This window comes from Nocardioides marinus, from assembly GCF_013408145.1.
GTDB lineage: Bacteria > Actinomycetota > Actinomycetes > Propionibacteriales > Nocardioidaceae > Nocardioides > Nocardioides marinus.
Window position 1 is genome coordinate 368,968 of sequence record NZ_JACBZI010000001.1, and the last position, 24,433, is coordinate 393,400.

Annotated in this window: 30 protein-coding genes; 1 reads left to right on the forward strand and 29 read right to left on the reverse strand. The window is 73.2% G+C overall.

The features are described from left to right. Positions 1-16: 16 nt before the first annotated feature. The 25 genes from fliP to BKA05_RS01945 all read right to left on the reverse strand — a co-directional run bounded on the left by fliP (position 17) and on the right by BKA05_RS01945 (position 20,210). Positions 17-955 carry a flagellar type III secretion system pore protein FliP gene (gene fliP / locus BKA05_RS01825; RefSeq protein ID WP_179529899.1) on the reverse strand — a complete coding sequence of 313 codons (939 nt, stop codon included), beginning with the start codon at positions 953-955 and terminating at the stop codon, positions 17-19. Positions 956-1,057: 102 nt separating this feature from the next. After that, on the reverse strand, positions 1,058-2,092 hold the full coding sequence (locus tag BKA05_RS01830; RefSeq protein WP_179529900.1) for a flagellar biosynthetic protein FliO: 1,035 nt from the start codon (positions 2,090-2,092) through the stop codon (positions 1,058-1,060). Positions 2,093-2,117: 25 nt separating this feature from the next. Next, on the reverse strand, positions 2,118-3,002 hold the full coding sequence (fliN, locus tag BKA05_RS01835) for a flagellar motor switch protein FliN (protein ID WP_179529901.1): 885 nt from the start codon (positions 3,000-3,002) through the stop codon (positions 2,118-2,120). Beyond that, positions 2,999-4,117: a FliM/FliN family flagellar motor switch protein gene (locus tag BKA05_RS01840; RefSeq protein WP_179529902.1), complete on the reverse strand. Its 1,119-nt coding sequence runs from the start codon at positions 4,115-4,117 to the stop codon at positions 2,999-3,001. Before BKA05_RS01840 ends, fliN begins: the two co-directional genes overlap by 4 nt. A gap of 190 nt (positions 4,118-4,307) precedes the next feature. Then, positions 4,308-4,754 (reverse strand): flagellar basal body-associated FliL family protein, encoded by a 447-nt coding sequence (locus BKA05_RS01845; protein WP_179529903.1) that lies wholly within the window; start codon positions 4,752-4,754, stop codon positions 4,308-4,310. Further along, positions 4,751-5,815, reverse strand: a complete 1,065-nt coding sequence (locus tag BKA05_RS01850; RefSeq protein WP_179529904.1) for an OmpA/MotB family protein — start codon at positions 5,813-5,815, stop codon at positions 4,751-4,753. Before BKA05_RS01850 ends, BKA05_RS01845 begins: the two co-directional genes overlap by 4 nt. Before the next feature lies 1 nt (position 5,816). Beyond that, positions 5,817-6,590 (reverse strand): motility protein A, encoded by a 774-nt coding sequence (locus tag BKA05_RS01855; protein ID WP_179529905.1) that lies wholly within the window; start codon positions 6,588-6,590, stop codon positions 5,817-5,819. Beyond that, the gene (locus tag BKA05_RS01860) at positions 6,587-6,970 is read right to left on the reverse strand and encodes a flagellar FlbD family protein (RefSeq protein ID WP_179529906.1); all 384 of its coding nucleotides are present in this window, start codon (positions 6,968-6,970) and stop codon (positions 6,587-6,589) included. The genes BKA05_RS01855 and BKA05_RS01860 overlap by 4 nt, the downstream gene beginning before the upstream one ends. A 156-nt stretch (positions 6,971-7,126) precedes the next feature. Then, positions 7,127-7,996, reverse strand: a complete 870-nt coding sequence (locus tag BKA05_RS01865) for a flagellar hook-basal body complex protein (RefSeq protein ID WP_179529907.1) — start codon at positions 7,994-7,996, stop codon at positions 7,127-7,129. A gap of 81 nt (positions 7,997-8,077) precedes the next feature. Next, positions 8,078-8,542: a flagellar hook capping FlgD N-terminal domain-containing protein gene (locus BKA05_RS01870; protein ID WP_179529908.1), complete on the reverse strand. Its 465-nt coding sequence runs from the start codon at positions 8,540-8,542 to the stop codon at positions 8,078-8,080. A gap of 9 nt (positions 8,543-8,551) precedes the next feature. Further along, positions 8,552-10,129 (reverse strand): flagellar hook-length control protein FliK, encoded by a 1,578-nt coding sequence (locus tag BKA05_RS01875; RefSeq protein WP_179529909.1) that lies wholly within the window; start codon positions 10,127-10,129, stop codon positions 8,552-8,554. After that, complete coding sequence (locus tag BKA05_RS01880; RefSeq protein WP_179529910.1) at positions 10,129-11,109, reverse strand: transglycosylase SLT domain-containing protein; 981 nt, start codon at positions 11,107-11,109, stop codon at positions 10,129-10,131. The genes BKA05_RS01875 and BKA05_RS01880 overlap by 1 nt, the downstream gene beginning before the upstream one ends. Next, positions 11,106-11,564, reverse strand: a complete 459-nt coding sequence (locus BKA05_RS19945) for a flagellar FliJ family protein (RefSeq protein ID WP_179529911.1) — start codon at positions 11,562-11,564, stop codon at positions 11,106-11,108. Before BKA05_RS19945 ends, BKA05_RS01880 begins: the two co-directional genes overlap by 4 nt. Then, a complete protein-coding gene (locus BKA05_RS01890; RefSeq protein WP_246289739.1) occupies positions 11,561-12,922 on the reverse strand; it encodes a FliI/YscN family ATPase in 1,362 nt (453 codons plus the stop codon). Before BKA05_RS01890 ends, BKA05_RS19945 begins: the two co-directional genes overlap by 4 nt. Then, complete coding sequence (locus BKA05_RS01895; protein ID WP_179529912.1) at positions 12,919-13,629, reverse strand: FliH/SctL family protein; 711 nt, start codon at positions 13,627-13,629, stop codon at positions 12,919-12,921. The genes BKA05_RS01890 and BKA05_RS01895 overlap by 4 nt, the downstream gene beginning before the upstream one ends. A 4-nt stretch (positions 13,630-13,633) precedes the next feature. Further along, positions 13,634-14,659, reverse strand: coding sequence for a flagellar motor switch protein FliG (gene fliG, locus BKA05_RS01900; protein ID WP_179529913.1), 1,026 nt, complete (start codon positions 14,657-14,659; stop codon positions 13,634-13,636). Then, positions 14,659-16,221: a flagellar basal-body MS-ring/collar protein FliF gene (fliF, locus tag BKA05_RS01905; RefSeq protein WP_179529914.1), complete on the reverse strand. Its 1,563-nt coding sequence runs from the start codon at positions 16,219-16,221 to the stop codon at positions 14,659-14,661. Before fliF ends, fliG begins: the two co-directional genes overlap by 1 nt. After that, the gene (fliE, locus tag BKA05_RS01910; RefSeq protein WP_179529915.1) at positions 16,221-16,568 is read right to left on the reverse strand and encodes a flagellar hook-basal body complex protein FliE; all 348 of its coding nucleotides are present in this window, start codon (positions 16,566-16,568) and stop codon (positions 16,221-16,223) included. Before fliE ends, fliF begins: the two co-directional genes overlap by 1 nt. Continuing rightward, positions 16,565-16,957, reverse strand: a complete 393-nt coding sequence (locus BKA05_RS01915) for a flagellar basal body rod protein FlgC (protein ID WP_179529916.1) — start codon at positions 16,955-16,957, stop codon at positions 16,565-16,567. Before BKA05_RS01915 ends, fliE begins: the two co-directional genes overlap by 4 nt. Next, positions 16,957-17,349: a flagellar basal body rod protein FlgB gene (flgB, locus tag BKA05_RS01920; RefSeq protein ID WP_179529917.1), complete on the reverse strand. Its 393-nt coding sequence runs from the start codon at positions 17,347-17,349 to the stop codon at positions 16,957-16,959. The genes BKA05_RS01915 and flgB overlap by 1 nt, the downstream gene beginning before the upstream one ends. A gap of 232 nt (positions 17,350-17,581) precedes the next feature. Further along, entirely contained in the window at positions 17,582-18,097 is a 516-nt protein-coding gene (locus BKA05_RS01925) for a hypothetical protein (RefSeq protein ID WP_179529918.1), read from the reverse strand. Continuing rightward, entirely contained in the window at positions 18,094-18,465 is a 372-nt protein-coding gene (locus BKA05_RS01930) for a response regulator (protein ID WP_179529919.1), read from the reverse strand. Before BKA05_RS01930 ends, BKA05_RS01925 begins: the two co-directional genes overlap by 4 nt. A 25-nt stretch (positions 18,466-18,490) precedes the next feature. Then, the gene (locus BKA05_RS01935; RefSeq protein WP_179529920.1) at positions 18,491-18,955 is read right to left on the reverse strand and encodes a chemotaxis protein CheX; all 465 of its coding nucleotides are present in this window, start codon (positions 18,953-18,955) and stop codon (positions 18,491-18,493) included. After that, positions 18,952-19,335, reverse strand: a complete 384-nt coding sequence (locus BKA05_RS01940; RefSeq protein WP_179529921.1) for a response regulator — start codon at positions 19,333-19,335, stop codon at positions 18,952-18,954. Before BKA05_RS01940 ends, BKA05_RS01935 begins: the two co-directional genes overlap by 4 nt. Positions 19,336-19,337: 2 nt before the next feature. After that, entirely contained in the window at positions 19,338-20,210 is an 873-nt protein-coding gene (locus tag BKA05_RS01945) for a CheR family methyltransferase (RefSeq protein ID WP_343045473.1), read from the reverse strand. A 128-nt stretch (positions 20,211-20,338) separates the two neighbouring features. Here BKA05_RS01945 and BKA05_RS01950 point away from each other — a divergent pair, with 128 nt between their 5' ends. Continuing rightward, positions 20,339-21,382, forward strand: a complete 1,044-nt coding sequence (locus BKA05_RS01950) for a protein-glutamate methylesterase/protein-glutamine glutaminase (protein WP_343045474.1) — start codon at positions 20,339-20,341, stop codon at positions 21,380-21,382. 35 nt (positions 21,383-21,417) lie between these two features. Here the strand turns inward: BKA05_RS01950 and csrA are convergent, their stop codons facing one another. The 4 genes from csrA to flgK are packed head-to-tail and all read right to left on the reverse strand — an operon-like array spanning position 21,418 to position 24,433. Then, positions 21,418-21,651 carry a carbon storage regulator CsrA gene (gene csrA, locus BKA05_RS01955; protein ID WP_179529922.1) on the reverse strand — a complete coding sequence of 78 codons (234 nt, stop codon included), beginning with the start codon at positions 21,649-21,651 and terminating at the stop codon, positions 21,418-21,420. A 39-nt stretch (positions 21,652-21,690) separates the two neighbouring features. Then, a complete protein-coding gene (fliW, locus tag BKA05_RS01960; protein WP_246289740.1) occupies positions 21,691-22,161 on the reverse strand; it encodes a flagellar assembly protein FliW in 471 nt (156 codons plus the stop codon). Beyond that, the gene (flgL, locus tag BKA05_RS01965) at positions 22,158-23,045 is read right to left on the reverse strand and encodes a flagellar hook-associated protein FlgL (RefSeq protein ID WP_179529923.1); all 888 of its coding nucleotides are present in this window, start codon (positions 23,043-23,045) and stop codon (positions 22,158-22,160) included. Before flgL ends, fliW begins: the two co-directional genes overlap by 4 nt. Beyond that, a complete protein-coding gene (gene flgK / locus BKA05_RS01970) occupies positions 23,045-24,433 on the reverse strand; it encodes a flagellar hook-associated protein FlgK (protein WP_179529924.1) in 1,389 nt (462 codons plus the stop codon). Before flgK ends, flgL begins: the two co-directional genes overlap by 1 nt.

The window sequence follows — 24,433 nt, forward strand, 5'->3', positions numbered from 1 at the left end:
GGCGGCCTCACGGCCGCTAGGCATAGCTCTGCACCAGGCTCGTGATGATCAGTGCCCACCCGTCGACGAGGACGAAGAGCAGCAGCTTGAAGGGCAGGGAGACCATCACCGGCGGCATCATCATCATGCCCAGCGCCATCAGGGCGCCGCTGACGACGATGTCGATCACCAGGAACGGGATGAAGATGATGAACCCGATGATGAAGGCCTGCTTGAGCTCGCTGATGATGAACGCCGGCACCAGGGTCGACATCGGGACCTCGGCCCGGTTCGCGGGCAGGTCGCGGCGGGCGACGTTGGTGAGCAGGGCGAGCTCCTCGTCGCCGGTCTGGTCGAGCATGAACTCCCGCAGCGGCTCCACGCCCGACTCGTAGGCGGCCGCCGCGTTCTTCTGGCCCTCGAGGTAGGGCTGGAGCCCCTCGTCGTTCACCTGGCTGAGCACCGGGGCCATGATGAACACGCTGAGGAAGAGCGCCAGGCCCGCGAGCACCTGGTTCGGCGGGGTCTGCTGCAGGCCCAGGGCGTTGCGGGTCAGGCCCAGCACCACCAGGATCTTCGTGAAGCTGGTGCAGGTCAGCAGGATCGCCGGCGCGAGCGAGAGCAGCGTCAGCGTGAGCAGCAGGGTCACCGAGGAGCTCGGCTTGTCGGTGAGTCCCTCGACGTCGATGACGAGCGAGTCGGCACCGGCGCCCTGGTCCGCGTCCCGGTTCCCGCCTCGGCCGCCTTGGTTCCCGCCCTGGGTGTCGCCCTGGGTATCGTCCGGCACGGTGGGCTGCGGAGCGGCCTGGACCTGCGACAGGACGTGGGCCCGGGGGGCCGCGGCATCGGCGGCGCCGGCCGTGCCGAGCGTGACCAGCAGCAGGGCCAGCGGGGCGAGCAGCGAGACGACCACGGCGCGTGCGAGCCGGGGGGCGAGGACACCCGGGTGCCGCCGGACGGTGGTGGGGCTGGTCATCGGGTTCACCTCGCTCTCGGGTCGTCGGTGGCTGGCTGGGTCAGGGCGCGCGGGGTCGTGGACCGGTGGGGTCACCGGCCGTGCGGCGGGGTGCGGGTCGGGTCAGGAGGCCCGACGGGTGACGGCGCGGTAGGCCTGCCGCCAGGTCTGGGGCGAGAGGACCGATCCGCTCAGGGCACCCTCGGGCGGCATCCCGGCACCGGTGCGGGCGGGGGCGTCGACGGTGGTGGGGGTCGGTGCCGTGGTGCCGGCCTGGAGCTGGGCCGACAGCAGCGCGGCGCGCAGGGCGGCCAGGTCGGCGGCCGACGGACCCGAGGGGGCTGCGGCGACCGAGGGGGCCGCCGGGACCGGGGCCGGTGCCGGTGCCGCGGCGGGCTCGGCGGTGCGGGCGACCCGGGCGCCGCCGGCGACCACGGGGGGCAGCTCCATCGCCGGTGCCGGGGCGGCGTGCCGGCCGCTGCGGTCAGCGCCGGCGGGGGTCGCCGGGTCAGCCGCGGTGGTCGTGGTGTCGCCGAGCGCCCCGCTGGCCAGCTGGGCGCGCAGGGCGGAGGCGAACGCGGCGTACGACGGGTCCTCGGGGAGGTAGGGGTCCTCCTCGTCCTGGGCCGCGACCGCCGGCGGGGTGGGCTCCGCGTAGCCGGCGGCGACCTCGGCGGGCGTCGTGACCGGCGCGGCGTGGCTCGGCGGGCGGTGCCCGAGGAGCTCCTCGAGCGTGACCCGGTCCGGCTCGGCGAGCAGGGCCTCCAGGGACCCACCGCCGTACGACGGCGAGGACCCGGCCAGCAGCGTGGCGAGCTCGTCGTCGGTGAGCTCGGTCGCGAGCGGGTCGTCGAGGTCGTCGTCCGTGGTGTGCTGGTCGGTGTCCCGGGCCTCGACCGTCTCCGGCGTACCGAACGCGTCGGCGTCGAGCTCGGTCAGCACGTTGACCTGCTGGTCGGTGCTGCCGAGGACCAGCACGCGGCCGGCCACGGAGACGACCGAGACCGACGCGGACTTGCTCAGCGCCTGGCGGTGCAGCACCTCGATCGGGGACCCGGCCCGACCGTGGAGCCGGCGGGCCGCGACCCTGCTGATCAGGATCAGCAGGCCGACGACGACCGCCAGCGAGAAGACCATCCGCAGCAGCAGCTCTCCCATTGTTCTCTCCCCCCTGGTGCGCGGCTCAGACCGCGGCGCTCTGGTCGAGGATCTCGGTGATCCGCAGGCCGAAGTCCTCGTCGACGACCACCACCTCGCCCCGTGCGATGAGCCGGCCGTTGACCAGCAGGTCGGCCGGGCTGCCTGCTGCCCGGTCCAGCGCCAGCACGGCGCCCGGGGTCAGCGCGAGCAGGTCGCGCACCGCCATCCGGGTGCGACCGAGCTCGACGGTGACCTCCATCTCGACGCCGTGCAGCATCTCGATGCCGCGGCGGCCGGTGGCGATGGAGCGGACGTTGCCCTCGACCGGCGGCCCGGGCACGGGCGGCAGCGCGGGCTGCGACACCGAGCCGAGCGCCTCGCCGAGCGTCGAGGGTGCCTCGGCCGCGGCGGCAGCCGGCGGAGCCGGGGCAGCCGGGGCAGCCGGGGCAGCGGCGGCGGACGCGGAGGCGCCCGGCGCTGCGGCGGCGACCTGGAGCGTGGAGTCCGGGACGAGGACGGCCGCGAAGATCGTGGTGCCCATCAGCGGCACCGCGGTGAAGTCGCCGCCCATGTCGGCGACGACGTCGTCGAGGTCGACGGTGCGGCCGGGCTGCGCCGTGCCACCGAGGGCGACGGCCGCGGCGTCCAGGGCCGGCTGCACCGCGGCGGCCAGGTCGAGCTCGCCCATCGGGCTGGAGGACAGGGCGGAGGTCAGCTCGTCGGCGACCAGCACGCCCACCCGGCCACTGATGGCACCACCGAGGTCGGCGACGACGGCCGCGGAGAACAGGGAGGTGACGTGCTCGGTGCCCGGCTGCGGCGTCCCCGGCAGCAGCTGCTCGGAGGACGGCAGGACCGCGGCGAGGGCCTCGGCGGCGGTCGTGGCCACGGCGTCGTGCGGGCCGGGGACGAGCGGGGCGGCGGTCATCGGAGCTCCTGCAGGGTGAGGGTCGGGTCGTCGAAGCCGGTGGTGAGGCCGGTGGTGAGGCCGGTGGTGAGGCCGGGGGGCGCGTCGGTGAGCGGCTGTGCCGGCAGGGGGGCAGCGGCCTGCGGGACGACGGCACCGCCGGCCAGCTCGGCCAGCTCGTCGGGCGTGGTGGGCCGCGCGGCGACGATGAGCGCGGCGAGCCGCTCGCCCTGGGTGCCGGGGGTGGCGTGCGCGAAGGCCTCGTCGTCGACGGTGATGTCGAGCGGGGCCGAGGCCGGGTGGCCGAGCCGCAGGACGTCGCCGACCCCGAGGCTGGAGAGCAGCGCCGGGTCGACGGTGCTGGAGCGGAAGCGGACGCTGACGTCGACGGGCACGTCGGTGAAGCTGCGCTGCAGGACCTGGGCGGCCTCCGCGCGCTGGGCACGCTCGCGGTTGGAGACCGGGGCCGGCGCCGCGGCGGCGGCCAGGTGCGGGTGCAGGCCGCTGAACGGCAGGCACACCGACATCGGGAAGGGGACGTCGTCAATGCGCAGCTCCATCTCCATGACGACCATGACGTCGGCGGGGCCGGCGACCTGGGCGAACTGGGGGCTGTACTCGACCCCGGTGACCTCCGGGTCCATCGCCACGATCGCGGCCAGCGAGTAGCGCATCTCGCGCAGCAGCCGCTCGACCAGGCCCCGGACGACGCCGGACTCGATCTCGGTCAGCGGCCGCCGGGGCTGGGACCGGGAGCCGGGGCCACCGAGCATGTGGTCCACGCACGACATCACCGCGTCCAGCGGCAGGTGCAGCACCCCGCGCCCGGGCATCGGCTCGGTCGTGAAGAGGGTGAGGTAGGTCAGCTGGTCCAGGCTGTCGACGTACTCGGCGTAGGAGCGCTGGTCGATGGTGCGCATCGACACAGCGCACACCGAGCGCAGGGCGCTGGTGAACACGGTGGTGGCCTGCCGGGTGAAGCCGTCGAAGCCGAGCTGCAGGATCCGCTGGTGCTCGCGGGAGAGCTGGATGGGTCGACGGAAGTCGTAGGGCACCACGTCGCCGGCGCCGCGGCGACGCGACCGGGCACCGGAGGACGGTCCGGGGGCGGCCGGCAGGCTCGACGGGAGACTCACGTTGCCCCGATCGGCCGTCCGTGGCCGCTCCTGAGGCAACGGGGACGGGCGACCTGCCCCGCCCGCGTGCCCAGGCGTGGAAATAGTCCGTTCGGACTATGCGCCCGTGACCGGTCTCCTTCCCGGTCGCGGGTGTCTTCGCGCCGACTCGGCGGGTGGTGCGTGCCGACTCGGCGGGCGGCGAGGGCCGCTACTGGGTGACGAACTCGGTGAAGTACACCCCCATCACGTCGCCGTGGTACTCGTGCTCGAGGTGCTCCAACAGCTCCTCCTTGAGGTGGTGGCGCTCCTTGGCCTTGCCGAGGTCGGCCATGTCCAGGCCGGAGAAGAGGTCGATCGTGGCGTCCAGCGCCTTGCTGCCGTCGGGGGCGTGGGCCACGTTGTTGGTCATCTGCAGCGCGATGCCGATGCGCAGGTAGTGGCCGCCCTCGAGGTTGATCTGCACCGGGTCGAGGACGAGCACCTCACCGGGCTCGGGCGCCGGCTCCGGGCCGGCGGGCTTGAGGAAGAACCAGTAGCCGCCACCGCCGGCGAGCAGCAGGACGAGCGCGGCGATGATCAGCTTCTTCTTGCCACCCTTCGCCGGCGCTTCGGGGGCGGTGCCGGCCGCGGGGGGTGCGGTCGCGGTGGTGCTCATCTCTGCTCCTTCGAGTCGGGTCCGGTCGGGGCGGCGGCCGCGTGCGCGCCGTCGCTGTCGTGGGAGTCGTCGGGGGAGTCAGGGCTCGTCCCGGCCTTGCGTGCCTTCCGCTCGGCCTTCCGCTCGGCCTTGGTGCGTGCCTTGCCGCGTGCCTTCTCCTCGGCTGCGTCCGCCTCCGCCTTCGCGGCGGCGTCGGGGAGCAGGGCGGCGTCCTGGGGGGCCAGGTCGGTGAGCACCACGATGTCGACGCGCTTGTTGACCGCCTGGGAGCCGGGCTTGCTGGGGTCGACCAGGGGGCGGGTGTGGCCGTAGCCGGCGACCGAGAGCCGATCGGCGGGCAGGCCGTGCTGCTCCTCGAGCCGGCGCAGGACGGTCACGGCGCGGGCCGCGGAGAGGTCCCAGTCGGTGGCGTAGTACTTCGGCTTCACCGGCACCTGGTTGGTGTGGCCGTCGATCTGCAGCGGGTCCTCCAGCGACCTGAGCACCGGCGCGACGGCGTCGACGACCTGCTGTCCCCGCAGGCTCAGCGAGGCGAGGTTGGCCTGGAAGACGACGTGGCGAGAGACCAGGCTGATCACGAGTCCGCGGTGGTCGTACGACGTCGTCACGTCGCCGGCGAGTCCCTCCCGCTCCAGTGCGCTGGTCAACGTGGCGCGCACCTTCTCCAGGCGCTCTGCCTCGGCGGCCGCCTCGTCCCAGGAACGCTGGTTCTGCAGCGCGGCGGCCCGCTGGACGGCGTTGGCCACGGCCTGCTGCTGCTCGGAGTCGAGATTGGCGGTGGCCAGCTGGGGCGACACCGAGTCGACCGCCGCCGACCCGGGCTGCTCGTGGAGCGAGGAGCTGCCCTCGAGCAGGGAGTCGCTGCTGCCGAACCCGGCCGCGAGACCCTCCTTGAGCTGGGCGTACTTCTTCTCGTCGACCTGGCTCATCGCGAACATGACGACGAAGAGCACCATCAGCAGCGTGACCATGTCGGCGTAGCTGACCAGCCAACGCTCGTGGTTCTCGTGCTCCTCGTGCTCCTCGTGCTTCCTGCGACGGGAGCCGTGGCCGCTGCTCATGTCAGGCCGCCTCGGAGAGCTGGTCCTCCGCGGGGAGCAGCGAGGTGAGCTTCTGCTGGATCACCCGCGGGTTGGCGCCGGCCTGGATGGCGGCGATGCCCTCGACGACCAGCTCCATCCGCGAGCACTCGAGCTCGGAGAGGCGCTTCAGGCGGGCGGAGATCGGCAGGAAGATGATGTTGGCGCTGGCGACGCCCCACAGGGTCGCGAGGAACGCCGCGGCGATGAGGTGGCCCAGCTTCTCGGGCTCGGCGAGGTTCTCCAGCACGTGCACCAGGCCCATGACGGTGCCGACGATGCCGATGGTGGGGGCGTAGGCGCCGGCGTCGGCGTAGAACTTGGCCGACTGCTTGTCTGCACGCTTCTTGGCGCTGACCTCGGCCTCGAGGATGTCGCGGACCTCCTCGGGGTCGGTGCCGTCGATGGCGAGCGTGACGCCCTTGGCCAGGAACGGGTCGTCCATGTCCTTGACCATGTCCTCGAGCGCCAGCAGGCCCTCGCGACGGGCGCGGTCGGCCAGCGAGACGATCTGCGGGACGGCGTCGGCGCCGGAGATCTGGTTGCTGCCGCCGAAGGCGCGACCGAGAGCCTTCACGGCGGCCTTGGCGTCGGGGAGCGTGCCGCCGGCGATGGTGATGAGGATCGAGGTGCCGAAGACGAGCAGCATCGGGGGCAGCAGCAACATCGACATGGGGTTGCCGCCCTCGAGGATGTTGGCGGTGATGACGACACCGAAACCGCCGAAGATCCCTACCGCGGTGGCGAGGTCCTTCATCGGGGGCTCACCTCCCCCGACACCGTCGCCGTGGCCACGTCCGGGTGCTCGCCGTCGACCACGCTGAGGCTGGGACGCGGCTGGTGCAGGTCCAGCAGCGACGCGAGCGCCTGCTGGTCGGGCCCGGTGGCGTGCGGGTCGCGGGGGTCGTAGGGGTCACGGGGCAGCCGCAGGTCGGCGACCTGGATCTGGCTCGAGAGCGCGACGACCTCCGCCCGGTGGCGCAGGATCGCGGACATCACGTCGCGCAGCGGTTCGGCGACGACGTACTTCTTGCCGTCGACCAGCGTGATGACCGTGTCCGGCGTGCTGTCGATGCGCTCGATGAGGTCGGCGTTGAGAGCGAACACGGACCCCGAGAGACGGGTCAGGGAAATCATGGGGTGGCACCATCCTTGTGCTTGGCCCGACGGCCGTCCGTGGCCGTCGAGGAAACAGATCGGCCGCCGGCACCGGGACCTGAGGGGTCCGGGCCGACGGCCTCTCCTGGGCTGCGACTGCGGGTCCGACCGGGCGGGCCGGAGGAGCCGGGTCGCTCAGCGCTTGATGTTCACCAGCTCCTCCAGGACCTGGTCGGAGGTGGTGATCACGCGCGAGCTGGCCTGGAAGCCGCGCTGGGCGAGGATCAGGTTGGTGAACTCCGCGGCCAGCTCGACGTTGGACATCTCCAGCGCGCCCGCGATCACGGTCCCGTTGCCGCCCTCCCCGGGGACGCCGAGCTGGACGGCACCGGAGTTGGCCGAGGCACGGAAGGCCGTCTCGCCGATCTTCTCCAGCCCCATCACGTTGGCGAAGTCCGCGCTCGCCAGGCGGGCCATGTCGCGCTGGACGCCGTCGGAGAACACGCCGCGCAGCGTGCCGTCGGAGCCGAAGGTGTACGACGTCAGCTCGGTCGGTGCGACCACCGGCGGCGTGAGCGTCGGCAGCGAGGCCGCGTCGAGGCTGATGTCGATGAGGCCGGCCGCGTAGTCCGGGGCGCCGGTGGCGTCCAGGCCGTAGCCCTGCACCCGGGCACCGGTGTTGGTCACCAGCGTGCCGGTCTCGTCGAAGGTGAACGCGCCGGCGCGGGTGTACATCTGCTCGTTGCCGCGCTGCACGACGAAGAACCCGTCGCCCTGGAGCATCAGGTCCGTGCTGCGGCCGGTCATCTGGGCCGAGCCCTGGTTGAAGTTGGTCGACGTCGTGGCGATCTGCACGCCCAGCCCGATCTGCACCGGGTTGGTGCCGCCGCGCTCGGCGTTGGCGGCGGTTCCGCCGGTCATCATCTGGCTCAGCGTGTCCTGGAAGACCGTGGTCGAGGACTTGAAGCCGGTGGTGTTGGCGTTGGCGATGTTGTTGCCGGTCACGTCGAGCATGGTCTGGTTGACGCGGAGGCCGGAGATGCCGGCGAAGAGCGAACGGAGCATGGGACTGGTTCCTTGTCTTTGAAGGGCCTACGAAGGCCTACGAAGGTCTACGGACGACTGCGGGGACTGCGGGGCCGGGGGTCAGGCCGGTGCGGTGGTGTCGCCGGACGAGCCGGTGGCGGCGCGTGAGCCGTCGGTGACGGCCAGGACGGACGCGAGCGGGACGTCGACACCGCCGACGTCGAGCACCGGCCCGGTGGCCCCGAAGCTCACCCCGTGCACCGCTCCGGTGCCCTGGGTGCCGTCGGCGAGGGTGTAGGAGACGTCGCGGCCCACCAGGGAGCTGGCGCCGAAGGCCGTCGTGGCCTGGAGCACCATCGCCGTCTGGTCGGCGACCGCCTGCATCTTCTCCAGGGCGGTGAACTGGGCGTTCTGCGAGAGGAACTCGCTGGAGTCCGCCGGGTTCATCGGGTCCTGGTACCTCAGCTGGGCGACCATGAGCTGCAGGAACATCTCCTTGCTCTCATCGGTCGCCGCCGTCGTGCCGGCGGGCACGAGCCCCGCCGTGCCGGTCCCCGTCACAGCCTCGGTGGCTGGGATGGTCACGGTCCCTCCTCACATGCTCACGTCGAGACGCCGCGGGGCGTCCGACGTGGGCGGGTCGGCCGGGCGGGGGGTCCCCGCGCCCTGGCTGCCGTCCCTGGCAGTGGTGTCGACCTGCGTCCCTGCGGGTCGTCCTGCGTCCCGGTGCTCGGCCTGGGGCCGTTCGCCGGGGGTCTGGTGGTCCGACGCCCGGGCGTCGGTCTGGCTCGACGACGGAGCGTCGCCGTCGTGCGCCGAGGGGTCGGGCTGCGAGCCGGAGCCCGAGCCGGCCTGGCCGTGGCCCGTCTGCGGCTGGTGCAGCACGCTGACCTGGGTCTCCCCGGCCGGTCGTCCGCCCAGGGACTCCAGCGCGCGCTGCAGCGCGGGCAGCCCCTCGTGCAGGGTCGCGCGGGCGTCCTCGGAGCCGGTGGCCATCCGCACCCGGACGCCGCCCGGGTGGACGGTCAGCGTGATCCGGACGTCGCCGAGGTGCTCGGGGTCCAGGCGCAGCACCATCCGGTGCGTGCCCGGCCCGGCCTGCACCAGGCGGGTCAGGTCGGGCACGACCTGGGCCGCCGCGCTCTGCGTGACCTGGGTGACCGGCCGGTCGACCGTCGCCGCGGTCGCCGCGGTCGGTGCCTGCACGAACGTCGGTGCCTGCGGGTCCGCCGTCGGCGCCAGGCGCGGCTGGTCGGTGCGGGGCTGGTCGGTGCGGGGCTGGTCGACGAGGGTCTGGTCGGTGCCGTCCCCGGCCGTGGTGGGCGGTGCGTGGTCAACCGTGCCGGTGGTCGGACCGGTTGAGGACTCACCGCTGGCGGCGGCGGTCGGGGTGGGCGGTGCGTGGTCAACCGTCCCGGTCGTGGGTCCGGTTGAGGGCTCACCGCTGGCGGCGGCGGTCGGGGTGGGCGGTGCGTGGTCAACCGTCCCGGTCGTGGGTCCGGTTGAGGGCTCACCGCCCACTGGCGCGGCAGCGGCCGGCTCGTCGGGGCCCGTGGCAGCCAGGTCCGGCGCCACCGCCCGGGTCGCGGTCAGCGCGAGGGCCGCCGCCAGGGCAGGCGGCAGCACGATCGGCAGCAGTACCGGCGCCGCACCCGCCGGTACGCCGTCGGGGGCCGTCGCGCGGATCGCACCGTCCTCCTCGGTCGGCCCGGTGGTCGGCCCGGTGGTCGGCCCAGTGGTCGGCGAGGCGCCGGATGTGCCGGGCGCGCCCGGCTCGACCCGGAGGTCCGTCGTGGGGGCGGGCACGGCCGACGCGTCGACGAGACCCGCATCGACGGTGGCGTCACCGGCCGTGTCATCGGCTGCGTCGCCGGAGAGCGGGGTCTCCGCGCCGGACACGGGCACAGCGGCGCCGGCGGAGCCATCCGCGAGGAGCTCGTGACCTCTCGGCCCGGACGGAAGCGTCGCGCCGTCGTCCCCGGCGACCGCATGCGCGGGGGCGCCGGCTGCGAGCACGGCACCCACGAGCGCGGCGAAGTCCCCGGCGAGGTCCCCTGCCAGGTCCCCGGAGAGGTCGCCGGCCGGGTCACCAGCCACGCCCCCGGCGAGGCCGGCGCCGGCCGTCGTCCCGGCAGTGGCGCGCACGCCCAGCGGCATCGGTGCGATGGTCATCAGGCCCCCTCCACCAGGGCGAGGATCTTGGCGACGTACCCCTGCGTCTCGGCGTACGGCGGCACCCCGTCGTACCTGAGCACCGCACCGGGGCCCGCGTTGTACCCGGCCAGCGCGTGGTCGACGCGGCCGAAGCGGTCGAGCAGGTCGCGCATCAGCCGGGCCGCCCCGTCGACGGACTGGGTCGGGTCGAAGGGGTCGGTGACCCCGAGTCCCTTGGCGGTGCCGGGCATCAGCTGCATGAGCCCCTGGGCGCCTGCGGGGCTGACCGCCGAGGGCTGGAAGCTGCTCTCGGTGCGGGCCATGGCGGCCAGCAGCACCGGGTCCACGCCGTAGCGCGAGCCCGCGGCGTTGAAGAGGTCGGCGAAGGGGACCCCGGCGACCTGCGTGGTGCTGCCGGAGGCGGAGACGCGGGCGGCGGAGGAGACACCGTCGACTCCCTCGCCGGGCAGGACCCGCCGGATGAAGTCGGGCGTGCCGTGGCCGGAGGCCTCGATGCTGACGACCCGGATGTCCAGGCCGGTGCGCGGCGCCTCGAGGATCATGCCGTCGCCGAGGTAGATCGCGATGTGGTCGGCGCCGTCGTTGCGCGAGGAGCGGTCCCAGGCGACCAGGTCGCCGGGGCGTGCCTCGGCCAGCGAGGCGACCGGCGTGCCGGAGCGGGCCTGGTCGTTGGAGACCCGCGGCAGGTCGATGCCGTGCTTGCCGTAGACGTACTGCACGAGGCCCGAGCAGTCCATGCCGCCGTCGGCGGGGGAGCTGCCGCCCCAGACGTAGGGCATCCCGACGTACTGCCGGGCGTCGGCGATCACGGCCTCGGCGGTGGCCGACGCGCCGGTGGTGCCGGTCGTGCCGTAGGCCGCGGTGGCGCCCGACATCATCTGGGCGAAGACCGCTCCGTTGACCGGCGCGGTGGGCTGCAGCTGGGTCAGCTGGCCCTGGATCTGGGCGATCCGGGCCTCGACGGCGGCGATGCTCACGCGGCACCTCCCTCGGCGGTGCTGCGGCGCAGCCAGCCCTGCGAGGCGACCTCGTCCATGTCCTTGTCGTCGGCGCGGCGGCGCTCCACGCGGCGCTCGTCCGCGCGACGCTCCAGCAGGCCCTCGACGGCGCCGAGCCGCGACCGGTCGCTCTGCCAGCGTCCGTCGGCCTCGACCGCCATGCTGCGGGCCACGTCGAGACGCGCCCGGTCGGCGACGAGCTCCTCGCGCAGGGCGGTCAGCGACTCGCGCAGCGCCACGAAGGTCGACATGTCACCGGAGACGAACGAGCCGTGCTCGCGCAGTGCGGCCTCGAGCTCACCGACCCGCGCCTCCCTGGCGCGCAGGTCGTGGAGCGCGGCCACGAGGCCGAGCCGGCTGTCCCGCTCGCGGACCTCGCGCACCCGAGCCACGGCGCCGAGCCCGCGGTCGGCGGGGTGCGGGCGCCGCGTCACCGGGCCACCAGCTGGTGCAGCGCCGCCCAGGTGTCGGCGGTCGGGGTCTGCTCGTCCATCGACTGGCGCAGGAAGGCCTCGATCCGCGGCATCCGGGCGATGGCGGCGTCGGCCTCGGCGTCGGTGCCCGAGACGTAGGCGCCGATCTCGACGAGCTCCTTGACGTCGCGGTGCGCCGCGAGCATCCGGCGCAGGGCCACCGCGTCGGCGCGCTGCTCGGGTGTCGTGACCGCGCCGGTGACGCGGGAGATCGACTCCAGGACGTCGATGCTGGGGAAGTGGCCGGCGGTGGCGAGGCGCCGGGTGAGCACGACGTGGCCGTCGAGGATCGACCGGGCGGTGTCGCCGATCGGGTCCTGGAGGTCGTCGCCCTCGACCAGGACGGTGTACAGGCCGGTGATCGAGCCGTGCGGTGAGGTGCCGGCGCGCTCGAGGAGCCGGGGCATCAGGTTGAAGACGCTGGGCGGGTAGCCGCGCGTGGCCGGCGGCTCGCCCGCCGAGAGGCCGATCTCGCGCTGGGCCATCGCCACGCGGGTCAGTGAGTCCATCATCAGCACCACGTCCTTGCCGGCGTCGCGGAAGGACTCCGCGATCCGGGTGGCGACGAAGGCCGAGCGCAGCCGCTCGACCGGCGGCGCGTCCGAGGTGGCCACGACCAGCACCGACCGGGCCAGCCCCTCGGGGCCGAGGTCGTTCTCGATGAACTCGCGGACCTCGCGCCCGCGCTCACCGACCAGGGCGATGACCGAGACCTCGGCGTCGGTGCCGCGGGCGATCATCGACAGCAGGCTGGACTTGCCGACGCCGGAGCCGGCCATGATGCCGATGCGCTGGCCGCGGCCGCAGGGCACGAGCGAGTCCAGGGCGCGCACGCCCAGCCCGAGCTGGCGGGTGATGGTGGGGCGGGACAGCGCGTCGGGGGCGTCGCCGTCGACGTCGACGAGGGACATGCCCGGCAGCGCGCCGAGGTGGGGACCGCCGTCGATGGGCCGGCCCAGCCCGTCCAGGACCCGGCCCCGCAGCGCGTCGCCCACGCGGATCTGCAGCGGCCCACCGGTGTGCCGGACGTAGGCGCCCACCTGGATCCCGGTGAGCCGGGCCAGCGGCAGGCACACCAGGCCCTCGGTGCTGGAGGCCGCGACCTCGACGAGCACGGGGGGCGTGGACTGCACCTCGAGCAGGTCCCCGACGGCGGCCCGCAGGCCGGTCACCCGCAGGTGCAGGCCGACCATCTCCGAGACCCGGCCGAGGCCGAGCGGACGGATCGCGGCCAGGGCGCGCGAGCGGTTCGCGGCCAGCGCGGCGCCGGCGGAGCCGACGCGGGTCTGGCTCGCCGGGGGGAGGGGCATCGTCGTCATGACAGCACCTCCCGCACCCGGGCCAGTGCGGTGGAGACGCGCAGGTCGACGGCCTGCGCCGTGGTCTCGAGCAGCGCGTCGTGGGGCTCCAGGGCCGGGTCGGGCACGACGGTGACCCCCTGGGCGGCCAGCGCCGTCAGGTCCGGGTGGGCCGCGACCTGCGGCGCGAGCCGCACGGTGACCGGCAGGCCCTGCGGGAGCGCAGCCAGCACCCGGCGTACGACGTCGGCGACCGGGTCCTCGGCGCCGGCCAGCTCCCGGCCGACCAGTGCCTCGGTCAGCTCGCCGGCGAGGGCGAGCGCGTGGTCCTCGACCTCGGCGAGCGTGGTCGACAGCTGCTGGCTGAACTGCGTGGCGGCCCGCTGCAGCGCGGCCAGCGCCTGCTCGTGCTCGGCCTGGCGACGTGCCTCGGCCTCACGGGTCGCGGCCTCGAGCTCGGCACGGTGCGCGGCCGCCTCGACGGCCGCCTCGCGACGCCCCTCGGCCCAGCCCGTGGCGTAGCCCTGGGCGCGGGCCGCGGTCCGGGTGGTCTCGGCCAGCGCGGAGAGCACGTCCTCGGTGACGGGGTCACCGAGCGTGCGCTCGCCGCCGAACCGGGTCCACGCGCCGGTGCGCAGCTGCGGGGTGCTCAGCGGGCCCACGGCCGCCGCCCGGTCGCCGCGCAGCACGCGGCGGTCGGGGGCACCGGAGAGGTCCTCTGCGGTCATGACGTCACTCGACGAACTCAACGTCGCCTCCGCGTCGGATCATGATCTCGCCGCGCTCCTCGAGCTGGCGGATCGTGCGGATGATGGCCTGCTGGGCCTCCTCGACCTGGGAGAGGCGGACCGGGCCGAGGAGGTCGATCTCCTCCACGAGGCCCTCGGCAGCGCGGCTGGACAGGTTGCGCGTGATCTTCTCCCGCACCGCCTGGGAGACGCCCTTGAGCGCCAGCGCGAGCGAGGAGACCTCCACCTGGCGCAGGACCTGCTGGATCGAGCGGTCGTCGAGGCCGGTGATGTCCTCGAACATGAACATCCGGCTCTTCACCTCGTCGGCCAGTGCGGGGTCGAGGGACTCCAGGCCCTCGACGATCTGGCGCTCGGTGGAGCGGTCGGAGCAGTTGATGATGTTGACCATCTGGTCCAGGCCGCCGACCCGGGACATGTCCGAGGGCTGGAGCATCGAGGAGAGCTTGCGCTCCAGGGTGCTCTCGACGGCCTTGACGATGTCGGGCGAGGTGCGGTCCATCACCGCGATCCGGTGGGCGACCTGCGCCTGCTGCTCCGGCGGCAGTCCGGACAGCAGCAGCGAGGCCTTGTCCGGCGTCATGTGCGCCAGCACCAGGGCGATCACCTGCGGGTGCTCCTCGACGATGAAGGAGCGCAGCTGCGCGGGGTCGGCCTGGTGCAGGAACTGGAAGGGCATCTGCACCGCGGCGGCGTGCAGCCGCTCGATGATCTCGGCTGCGCGCTCGGGGCCCAGCGACTGCTCGAGCAGGGCCTGGGCGAAGCCGAGACCGCCGCGGGCCATGTGCTCGCGGGCGACCATCAGGTCGCGGAACTCGGTGGCCACGGCCTCGGACTCCGCGAGGCTGACCGAGTCCAGCATCGCGATCTCGGCGGTGATCGCCTCGACCTCGTGCTCGTCGAGCATGCTGAGGACCTTGGCGGCCTGGGTCTTGCCCAGCTGGACCAGCAGCACGGCGGCCTTGCGGGCGCCCATGGTCTGGATGGGGCTCTTGGTCATGGTGCTCATCAGCGCTCCACCAGCCAGCCGCGCAGCAGGGTCGCGACGTCCTCGGGCTGGCGCTCGATGAGGGCGCTGAGCTCCTCACGCACGTTGTGCTCCTCGACCTGCTCGGCCTCGGCGAGCGCCAAGGCGGCCGGCGGCTCGAGCGCCTGGCGCTCCTGGCGCAGCTGCTCCACGACGTAGGTGGTCGCCTGCTCGCGCTGCTTGGTGCGGCGGCGGCCGGTGACCAGTGCCAGCAGCAGCACCAGCAGCACGGCACCGCCCATGGCGCCCTTCTCGATCAGGTCGTTGCGGGCGGCAGCGGCCTCGGCGGCGGCCGCGGCCTCCAGGTCGGCCTGGGCGGCCTGCTCGCCGCTGCGGTCGAAGGGCATCGTGACGACCCGGATGGTGTCGCCCCGACGGCCGTTGATGCCGATCGCGTCGGCGACCAGGGTGCGGACGTCGGTCGCCGAGACGCCCTGCGTGGTGGCGGTGTCGAGCACCACGCCGACGTTGATCTGCTTGACCGCCCCCGGCGTGGTCTCCCGGGTCTCGACGACGGTGTCGACGCCGTTGGTGCGCGAGCTGGAGGAGTTGTTGTAGGAGCTGTCGCCGCCCGCGCCGGCGGTCGTGTCGGTCTGGTCGTCGACCCCCACGACCCCGCCCACGCCGCCGGCCTCACCGGCGCCGGAGTAGGTCTCGCTGGACAGCGACTCGGTCAGCGCCGGGATCTCCTCGTCCGCGCGGTAGTCGGTGGTCTCGGTGACGGCCTTGTCGAAGTCCAGCTCGACGGTCGCGGAGACCGTGGAGTTCCCGGGGCCCACGACGCGGTCGAGCATCGCCTGGAGCCGGGCCCGCAGCTGGTCCTGGTAGGCCTCGGTCTGCTGGGTGCGCTCGGTGGCGGCCGCCGACGTCGTACCGCCGGGGCTGGAGAGGACCCGACCGGTGGAGTCGGCGACCGTGACGTTGTCGGGGTCGAGGCCGTCGATGCTGGAGGCCACGAGGTGGACCACGGCCTGCACCTGCTCGGGGGTGAGCGTGCGGCCCGGGTTGGTCTGCACCAGCACGGACGCCGTGGGCGGCTGCTGTTCGTCGGTGAACACGTCCTTCTGCGGGATCGCGAGGTGGACCACGGCCCCGTTGACGCCGTCGATGGCCTTGACGGTGGCCGCGAGCTCACCCTCCATGGCCCGCTTGAAGTCCGTCTGCTCCTTGAACTCCGAGGTGGAGATGCCCTGGTCGTCGAGGATCCCGTAGCCGCCCTCGCTGCTGGTCGGCAGGCCCTCGCCGGACAACGTGATGCGGGTGCTGTGCACGGCGTCGCGCGGCACCATGATCGTGCCGCCGCCGTCGGCGAGCTCGTAGGAGACCCCCTGGGTCTCCAGCTCGTCGATGACCGCCGAGGCGTCCGACGGCGCCAGGTTGGAGAACAGCGGGGCGTACGCCGGGGCGCTGGCCCACCGGAAGACCATGAAGCCGCCCAGCAGCAGCGCGGCGGTCCCGATCACGGCCACGACCTTCTGGCCGGCCGTGAACTGCTGGAACGTCGTCGTGTGGCGGTTCATCGACCGCTGGAGCATCTCGCGCATCAGACCTGCATCCGCATGATCTCGGTGAACGCCTCGACCGCCTTGTTGCGGATCGCGACGGTGACCTGGGTGGTGACCGCCGCCTGGGTGGCGGCGATGGTGTAGTCGTGGATGTTCTGCAGGTCACCGGTGGCGGCCTGCACCGACAGCTGGTCGGCGGTGCGCTGGACGCCGTCGAGCCGGTCGAGCCCGTCGAGCACGAGCTCGCCGAAGTCCGGGCCGGCGGCCTTGCCCGCGCCACCGACGGACGGCGCGCCACCGACCGCAGGGGCCGCGGGGACCGTGGGAGGGGCGAAGGGCGTGAAGCCGCCGACCCCGGCGAGGCCCTCGATGCCGCCGATGCTCATCGCTGACCGATCCCGATCGCGGTCTGGTAGGTGTCCTGGGCGAACTTGGTGACCTGCGCGGAGGCCTGGAACCCGCGCTGGGCCATGATCAGCTCGGTCATCTGGTCCGACATCTCCATGTCGGGGAGCCGGACGTAGCCGGCCTCGTCGGCCAGCGGGTGGTCGGGCTGGTAGGTCATCCGACCCTCGGCCGAGGTGAGCGCGACCTCCCGGACGCGCACCCCACCGTCGTCGCGGGACTCCGCGACCACGAGCTGGGCCCGGAAGGCCTCCTGGTCGGTGGCACGCACCGTGCCGACGTTGGCGATGTTGTGCGAGAGCGCGTCCAGCCAGGTCTGGTGCATGCCCAGGCCGGAGCCGGCGATCCGCAGGGAGTCGAAGGCGCCCATCACATGGCCCCGGCGACGGTCTTGACGAGGTCGAAGCGGTCCGTCACGGCCCGGGCGACCATCTGGTACATGAACTGCGACTGCATCGCGGCCAGCGACTCCTTGCGCAGGTCGACGTTGTTGCCGTTCTCGCCCACCGGCGTGTTCGCGTCCTCCATCAGCGGCGTGGCGCCACCCAGCTGCCGCGCCATGGCGCCGTCGCCGCCGGGGGCGTTGCTGCCGATCGCGGAGCGCAGCACGGACTCGAAGTCGACAGCCGTCGCGCGGAAGCCGGGGGTGTCGAGGTTGGCCAGGTTGTCGGCGATGGTGTTCTGACGCAGCGACAGGCCGTCGAGCGCGTAGCCCAGGACGGCCGACACCGAGTCGGAGACCGCGTACGACGGAACGGACACGACTACTCCTCATGACTTCTCAGAGGTGGCTGCCGGTCCGTCGGCGGAAAGGGGTGAGCACTCCCTGCTCGAGGAGGTTGATCGGCGTACGCCCGGGGCACCTGAGATGTTTCCTGCAAACGTCTGCACCGGTACGGCCGCAGCCGCGCGCACGCGCAGGACCCCCCGGTCCGTGGGGGACCGGGGGGTCGCGTGGTGGAGTCGCGGGCGCGCGTCCGACCTGACCGGTGGGTCAGGTCAGGACCACGGCCACCCGACCGGAGCCGTAGCCCGCGACGTCCACGTGGAAGTCGGCCCTGCGGCCGAGGACCTGGGTACGGATCCGTGCGTCGGCCGGCACGTCCTGGCCCGACGTGTGCGCGGAGTAGAGCTTCAGGTGGGCCGCCTCGCCGACGTTGAAGACCGAGGAGAAGACGTTGAAGACCTCCTGCAGCCCCTCGCTCAGGGTCTCCGGCAGGGTGCTGTCCTCGATGGCCTGCTCGGCGCCGCTGGCGGGGACCAGGGCGAGGGCGGCCCCTGCGTGTGCCGAGAGGGGCAGGTCGAAGGCCACCACCGCGCGGACGACGAGGCTGTCGTCGACGAACTGCGCGACGCTCGCGGGGTAGTGCCCGTTCACCGCGAACGGTGGCCCCGGCTTGAGCGTCACGTCGCGGTCCAGCAGGTCGCCGAGGAGGTCGCGGACCTCCTTGGGCTCGGGCAGGTGGACCGGGCTGGTCCGGTCGGGGGCGTTCACCACGGATGGGCTCACGGGTGGGCACCCAGCACGGCGCCGAGAGTCTCGTCGAAGCTCTCGGGGGTGAAGGGCTTGGCGATCAGGAACGCCGCACCCGCCGCCTCGGCCTGGGCGCGCATCGCCGGTGAGCCCTCGGAGGTGACGAAGCCGAAGGGCACCGTGCCGCCGGAGGCGCGCAGGGCGGTGAGGAAGTCGATGCCCGACATCTCGGGCATGTTCCAGTCCGAGAGCACCAGGTCGGGCGTCTCGCGCTGGACCGCCTCCAGGCCCTCCCGACCGTTCTCGGCCTCGACGATGTCGTGGCCACCGTGACCGGACTGGCGCAGGGTGCGGATGACGATCTGGCGCATGACGCGGCTGTCGTCGACGACGAGGATCTTCATCGGGGGCTCCTTGGGTGGCCCGTGCTCAGGACGGGTCGGCGGTGGGGGGCAGGTGGACGGTGACGACGACGGGCTCGCCGCGCCAGGTCAGCTCGAGGCGACAGACCTCGACGAGGTGCGAGCCGGGCGAGATGTCGCCGTGGCCGACCAGCGGCAGGGAGAGGACGGCCGACCCGGCCATCAGGCTCTTCACGTTGCCGCCGACCATGTTGACCAGCTCGCCCAGCGCGTCGCGGAGGTCCTCGTCGGAGCAGTCCTCCGCCGGGCACATCAGCATCGTCGCGGTGACGGCTTGCGCCGCCCCGTCGGTGAGGTTGACGGTGATCTGGGCGTCCCACCCGCCGCTGACCGTGATGGCGGCCGACCAGCCGCCGGGCGGCATCGGGGTGGCCAGGGGCAGGATCGGCTCCTCGGCACCGAGGAAGCTCGACCACACCTCCTCCACGACGGCGTGCACGTCCCCCAGGGACGGCTCGAGGGTGACGGTCATGCCGGTACCTCCTGGGCGACGAGCCCGAGGAGCTCCATCTTCTCGATGATCGCGTCGGGCGTGAACGGCTTGATGACGTACTCGTGGGCCCCGGCCGCCAGGGCCCGCACGATCTGGCCGTGCTCGCTCTCGGTGGTGACCATCATCAGGGTCACGTTGCGCCACCGGTCGTCGGCCCGGACCCGGGTGACGAACGTGTAGCCGTCCATGAGCGGCATGTTCCAGTCGATGAGGCAGATGTCGGGGACCAGGCCGGCCTCGAGGACGTCGAGGGCCTCCTGGCCGTTGCCGGCCTCGGAGGTCTCGAAGCCGAGCTCGGTCACGATGCGGCGCAGGATGCTGCGCATCGTCTTGGAGTCGTCGATGATCAGGGCGTGCACGGTCAGGCTCCTGTCTGACTGAGGGCGGGTGCGGTGATCGGGGCCCGGGCCGCCGCGGCGGGTCGGGCGGCGGTGCGGGGGCGGTGCATCCAGACCCGGCCCGCGGCCTCGCGGGTCCAGGCGTCGTCGAGGTCCAGCGTGGTCTCCGAGGACCCCAGCAGCAGGAAGCCGTCCGGCGAGATCCGGGTGCTGACCCGTCGCAGGATGTCGCGCTTGGTGTCCATGTCGAAGTAGATGAGCACGTTGCGCAGGAACACGATGTCGAAGACCGGCATCGGGGGGAACGGCGCGGCGAGGTTCAGGTGCTGGGTGGTCACCATCGAGCGAAGCTCGGGGGAGACCTCCCACTCGTTGCCGGCCCTGGTGAACCAGGTGACCAGGCGCTGAGCCGGCATGCCGCGGTTCATCTCCACCTGGGAGTAGCGCCCGGCCCTGACCCGCTCCAGCATCGTCGTGGAGACGTCGGTGGCGTGGATGCGAGCCGTCCAGCCCGGCGGCAGGTTCTCCTTCAGGAGCATCGTCAGCGAGTACGCCTCCTGGCCGCTCGAGCAGGCCGCCGACCAGATCTCGAGGTGCTTGACGTGCGCGCGTGCCTCGAGCAGCGGCGGCAGCATCGCCTCGGTGAAGGCCTGGTAGGGGGCGAGGTCGCGGAACCACGAGGTCTCGTTGATGGTCAGCGCGTCGATGGCCTTGGCCCGTTCGGACGGGTCCCGGCCCAGGAGCGCGACGTAGCCGTCGACGTCGGGCTGGCCGGCGGAGCGGGCCAGGGGCAGCAACCGTGCCTCGACGAGGTACTCCTTGCCCGGTTCACAGAGCATGGCAGTCTCTCGTCGCAGCAGGTCCGCCACGTAGGCGAAGCTGGTGGGGGAGATCACGCCGGTCCCATCGTCCCCGGCCAGGGGCACCTGAGACCGTCTAGACCTCGATCGGTCCACGTCGGGACCTAGGTCCCGAGACGGACCCGATACCTCACGTCGTGCCGGGCGGGGCCGATCAGACGCACGTGATCCGTGCCCTGGTGGTCGACGACTCGGCCGTGCTGCGCCGCCTCATCAGCAACGTCCTCGCCTCCGACCCCGAGATCGAGGTCGTGGGGACCGCGGTGGACGGTCTCGACGCCATCGAGAAGGCCGACGTGCTGCGGCCCGACGTGATGACCCTCGACGTGGAGATGCCGCGTCTGGACGGCCTGGGCGCGGTGAAGGAGATCAGCAGCCGGCACCCGCGCCTGCCGGTCATCATGTTCAGCACCTTGACCGAGAAGGGCGCCAGCGCGACCCTGCAGGCGTTGTCCAACGGGGCGAGCGACTACGTCGCCAAGCCCACGGGGGCGACGTCCTTCGCCGACGCGCTCGACATCGTGCGCGACGAGCTGCTGCCCCGGGTGAAGGCCCTGGTGGCGGCGCGCCGGATCGTGGCCGCCGCCCCGCCCCGCACCGTCACGCCGGTCAAGGTCACCACGACCCCGGAGGTGCTGGTGATCGCCTGCTCGACGGGCGGACCGGACGCCCTCTCGACCGTGCTGGCCGAGCTGCCCTCGTCCTTCGCGCTGCCCGTCCTGGTCACCCAGCACATGCCGCCGGTCTTCACGACCCAGTTCGCCACGCGGCTGGACCGGGTATCGCCGCTGCAGGTGCGCGAGGCCGCGGACGGCGACGTCGTACGCCGTGGTGAGGTGCTGCTCGCCCCCGGCGACTTCCACCTGCGCCTCTCCCGGTCCGCGGGCGTGGTGCGGGCGACCCTCGACCAGGGGCCGCGCGAGAACTTCTGCCGTCCCGCGGCCGACCCGCTGCTCCGCTCGGCCGCGCAGGTCTACGGCGCCGGTGTGCTCTGCCTGGTGCTGACCGGGATGGGCTCCGACGGACTGGAGGGTGCCCGCGTCGTGGTGGACAGGGGCGGTCGGGTCGTCGTCCAGGACGCCGCCACCTCCGTGGTCTGGGGCATGCCCGGTGCGGTCTCCAACGCCGGCCTGGCCCACGAGGTGCTCCCGCTGCCGGCCATCGCGCCCCGCCTGGCCGCCCTCATCGGCGCCGTCGCCATCGGGTGACGGGCCGTGGGTCCCGGACCCGCGTGAGACGTCGCTCAGGTGCGCTTGCGCAGGGCCTCGGCGAGGTTGGCGACGGCGTCCTCGCCGGGGGAGGCGGCCGCCTGGTTGCTGTTGGTGACCTCGGCCAGGAGCTCGGCGCGGTTGACCGCGACCGAGCGAGGGGCATCGATGCCGATCCGCACGACGTCGCCGCGGACCTCCAGCACGGTCACGGTGATGTCGTCGCCGATGACGACGCTCTCACCGACTCGGCGGCTCAGGACCAGCATGGGGCAACGCTACCGGGCGCGGTGGTGGCCGGTGGGCACTCAGGCCACCAACGGCGTGGTGGTGGACAGCGCGGGGTCGTCGAGCACGACCTGCCGGGCGCGCTGGGTGCGGGTGTTGACCAGCAGCGGGGCCAGCAGGTTGGCGGTCGTGGAGACCAGGCTGTCGCCGGCGGTCAGGATGCTGAGCAGCAGCACGTCCTCGGCGGTCGTGACCCCGAGCTCGGCAGCGGTCGCGTCGTCGATGACGGGGGCGTAGTCGGGGAAGAACGCGTGCGGCGGCACCACCAGGAATCGCAGGTCCGGGTCGTCGAGCGAGCGTAGCGCGCAGAGCACGCCGTCGTCGTCGAGGCGCACCAGCGCGAAGCGCAGCTGGGTCGGGAAGCCGGGCAGCGGGTGCACCAGCTCGATGACCGGCAGGTCGGGGACCGTCGGGTCGGCGTCGGTGGTCATCCCCGTGCGGTCCTCCTCGGCTGCGGTGCCGGCGCGCTGGGCCGGCGTGGTGGCGATCATCGCAGAAAGTCCACGAGGCTCGGCTGCATGACCCGCGCGGTCGAGGCGAGCGCGGCCTGGTAGGCCACCTCGTGCATCTGCAGGTCGACCATCGCCTTGGGCAGGTCGGTGTCCTCGACCTCCGACAGCGCCGAGCGCAGGGTCACGAGGGCGTCCTGTCCCTTGCGCTCCGCGGCGTCCACCCGGTTGTACGACGCACCGACCGCGGCCTGGGCGTCGCTGACCGCGCGCTGCCGCTCGGTGACGGCCGCGATCCCGGCCTGGATGCCGGCCTTGTCCCCGAGGCGCAGGGCGCTCTCGAGGGCGGCCAGGTCGTCGAAGAGGTTGTCGCCGTTCGGCCCGACCACCGTCGTGCCGCTCACGTCGATACGCACCTTGACGCCGTCGGCGACGCTGCGCTGCACGGGCGCGTCGGCGCCGACGTAGGCACCGCTGGCGTCGAAGGCCTGGGTCCCCGCGGTCACGCCCCCGAAGATCGGGCGGTCGAGGTAGGTCGTGTTGGCCTGGGCCAGCAGCCCCTCGCGGATCTGGGCGACCTCGGTGGCCAGGGCGGCGCTGGTGCTGCCGGTGATCGAGGCGTTCGCGCCCTGGAGCGCGAGCTCGCCGACCCGGCGCAGGTTGTCGGCCATGCCACTCAGCGTCGTGTCCGTGACGTCGAGCCACCCGAGCCCGTTCTGCGCGTTGCGGACGTGCTGCTGGGTCTCGGCGAGCTGCACCCGGATCTTCATCGACGTCGTCGCGTCCGTGGGGGAGTCCGAAGGACGGTTGAGGTTCTTGCCGGTGGAGAGCTTCTCCTGGGTCTGGGCCAGGCGGTCCAGCCCCGCCTGCAGGGAGGTCAGCGACCTGTTCGTCACCATGTTCTGGGTGACGCGGATCATCACCATCAGCCGATTCCTGTCCTGTTGATGAGGGTGTCGAGGACGCTGTCCATGACCGACATGACGCGGGCGGCGGCCTCGTAGGCGCGCTGCGCGGTGAGCATGGCGACGGTCTCCTCGTCGAGGTTGACCCCCGAGAGCTGCTCGCGCGCCGAGTCGACCTGGGTGGTGAGCAGCGACTGCGTGCGCACGAGCCGCTGCGCCGAGGCGACCTCGGTGCCGAACCCGTTGACCAGTCGCTGGTACGACGCCTCGGAGGTGCCCGCGGTGCCGATGAGGTCGGCGTTGCTGCCGTCGAGCACGCCGCCGGGCAGGGTCGAGGCGGCGACCTGGCGCGCCGTGACGGCGACGGCCAGGGTCCCGGCCGGGTCGAGCGGGTCGTAGGTGAAGAAGGCGGCGCCGGTGCTGCCGTCGAGGTCGTAGCCCGCGGCGTGGGCGGCGTTGACGGTGTCCGCGAGGTCCCGGGCGACCGCCGCCAGCCCCGCGGCGTACGCCGGCAGCGTGGTGTTGAGCAGGTCGGCCGAGGCCCCGACCTCGCCGCGGACGTCCGCGGTGAGCGTCGTGCTGGTCGCGCCGGTGTCGATCGCGAAGGTGACCGGCTGCCCGTCGGGGGCACCGCTCGCGGTCACCCCGGTCGCGATCCGCAACCTCCCGGCGGTGGAGCCGGCGACCAGGTCGACGCCGGCCACGCTGACGTTCATGGTCCCGTCGGGCTGGAGCAGGCCCACGCCGCCGGTGAGCTCGGCCAGCCGGAGGCCGAGGACGTCGCGCTGGTCGGCGAGGTCGGAGACGTCGACACCGTCCAGCGCCGCGGTGGAGATGGCGCGGTTGGTGGCGGCGAGCTCCTTGGCGACGGTGTCGACCTCCGACACGGTGCCCTGGAGCGTGAGTCGCTGGGTGGTCATCTCGGCGGAGACGTTGGCGGCCTGCGCGGACAGTGCTCCTGCGAGCGACTCGGCCCGGGCGAGCACCTGGCCCCGGGCGGCGTTGCCGCCGGGGTCGTTGCCGAGGTCCTGCCAGGAGCTGCGGAAGTCGGCCATCGCCGCCGCCACCCCGGCGTCACCGGGCTCGCCGACGCCGCTCTCCATCCGTGCCAGCGCGGTGGCCCGCAGCTGGAGGTAGGAGAGGGAGGAGTGCTCGGTGCGGGCGCGGTTGTCGAGCAGCACGTCGTTCATCCGCACGATGGCGGAGGTGCGCACCCCGCCGCCGGCGCCCTCGTAGGTCGACCACCGCGCGGGCACGGTGGGGGCGCCCATCGACTCGCCGTCCACGCGTCGCCGGTTGTAGCCCTCGGTCGCGACGTTGGCGATGTTGTGGCTGGCCACGTCCATCGCGACGCGGTTGTACCTCAGCGCACTGAGTGCGGTGTTGAGGGAGGACAGGGTGCCGGACAT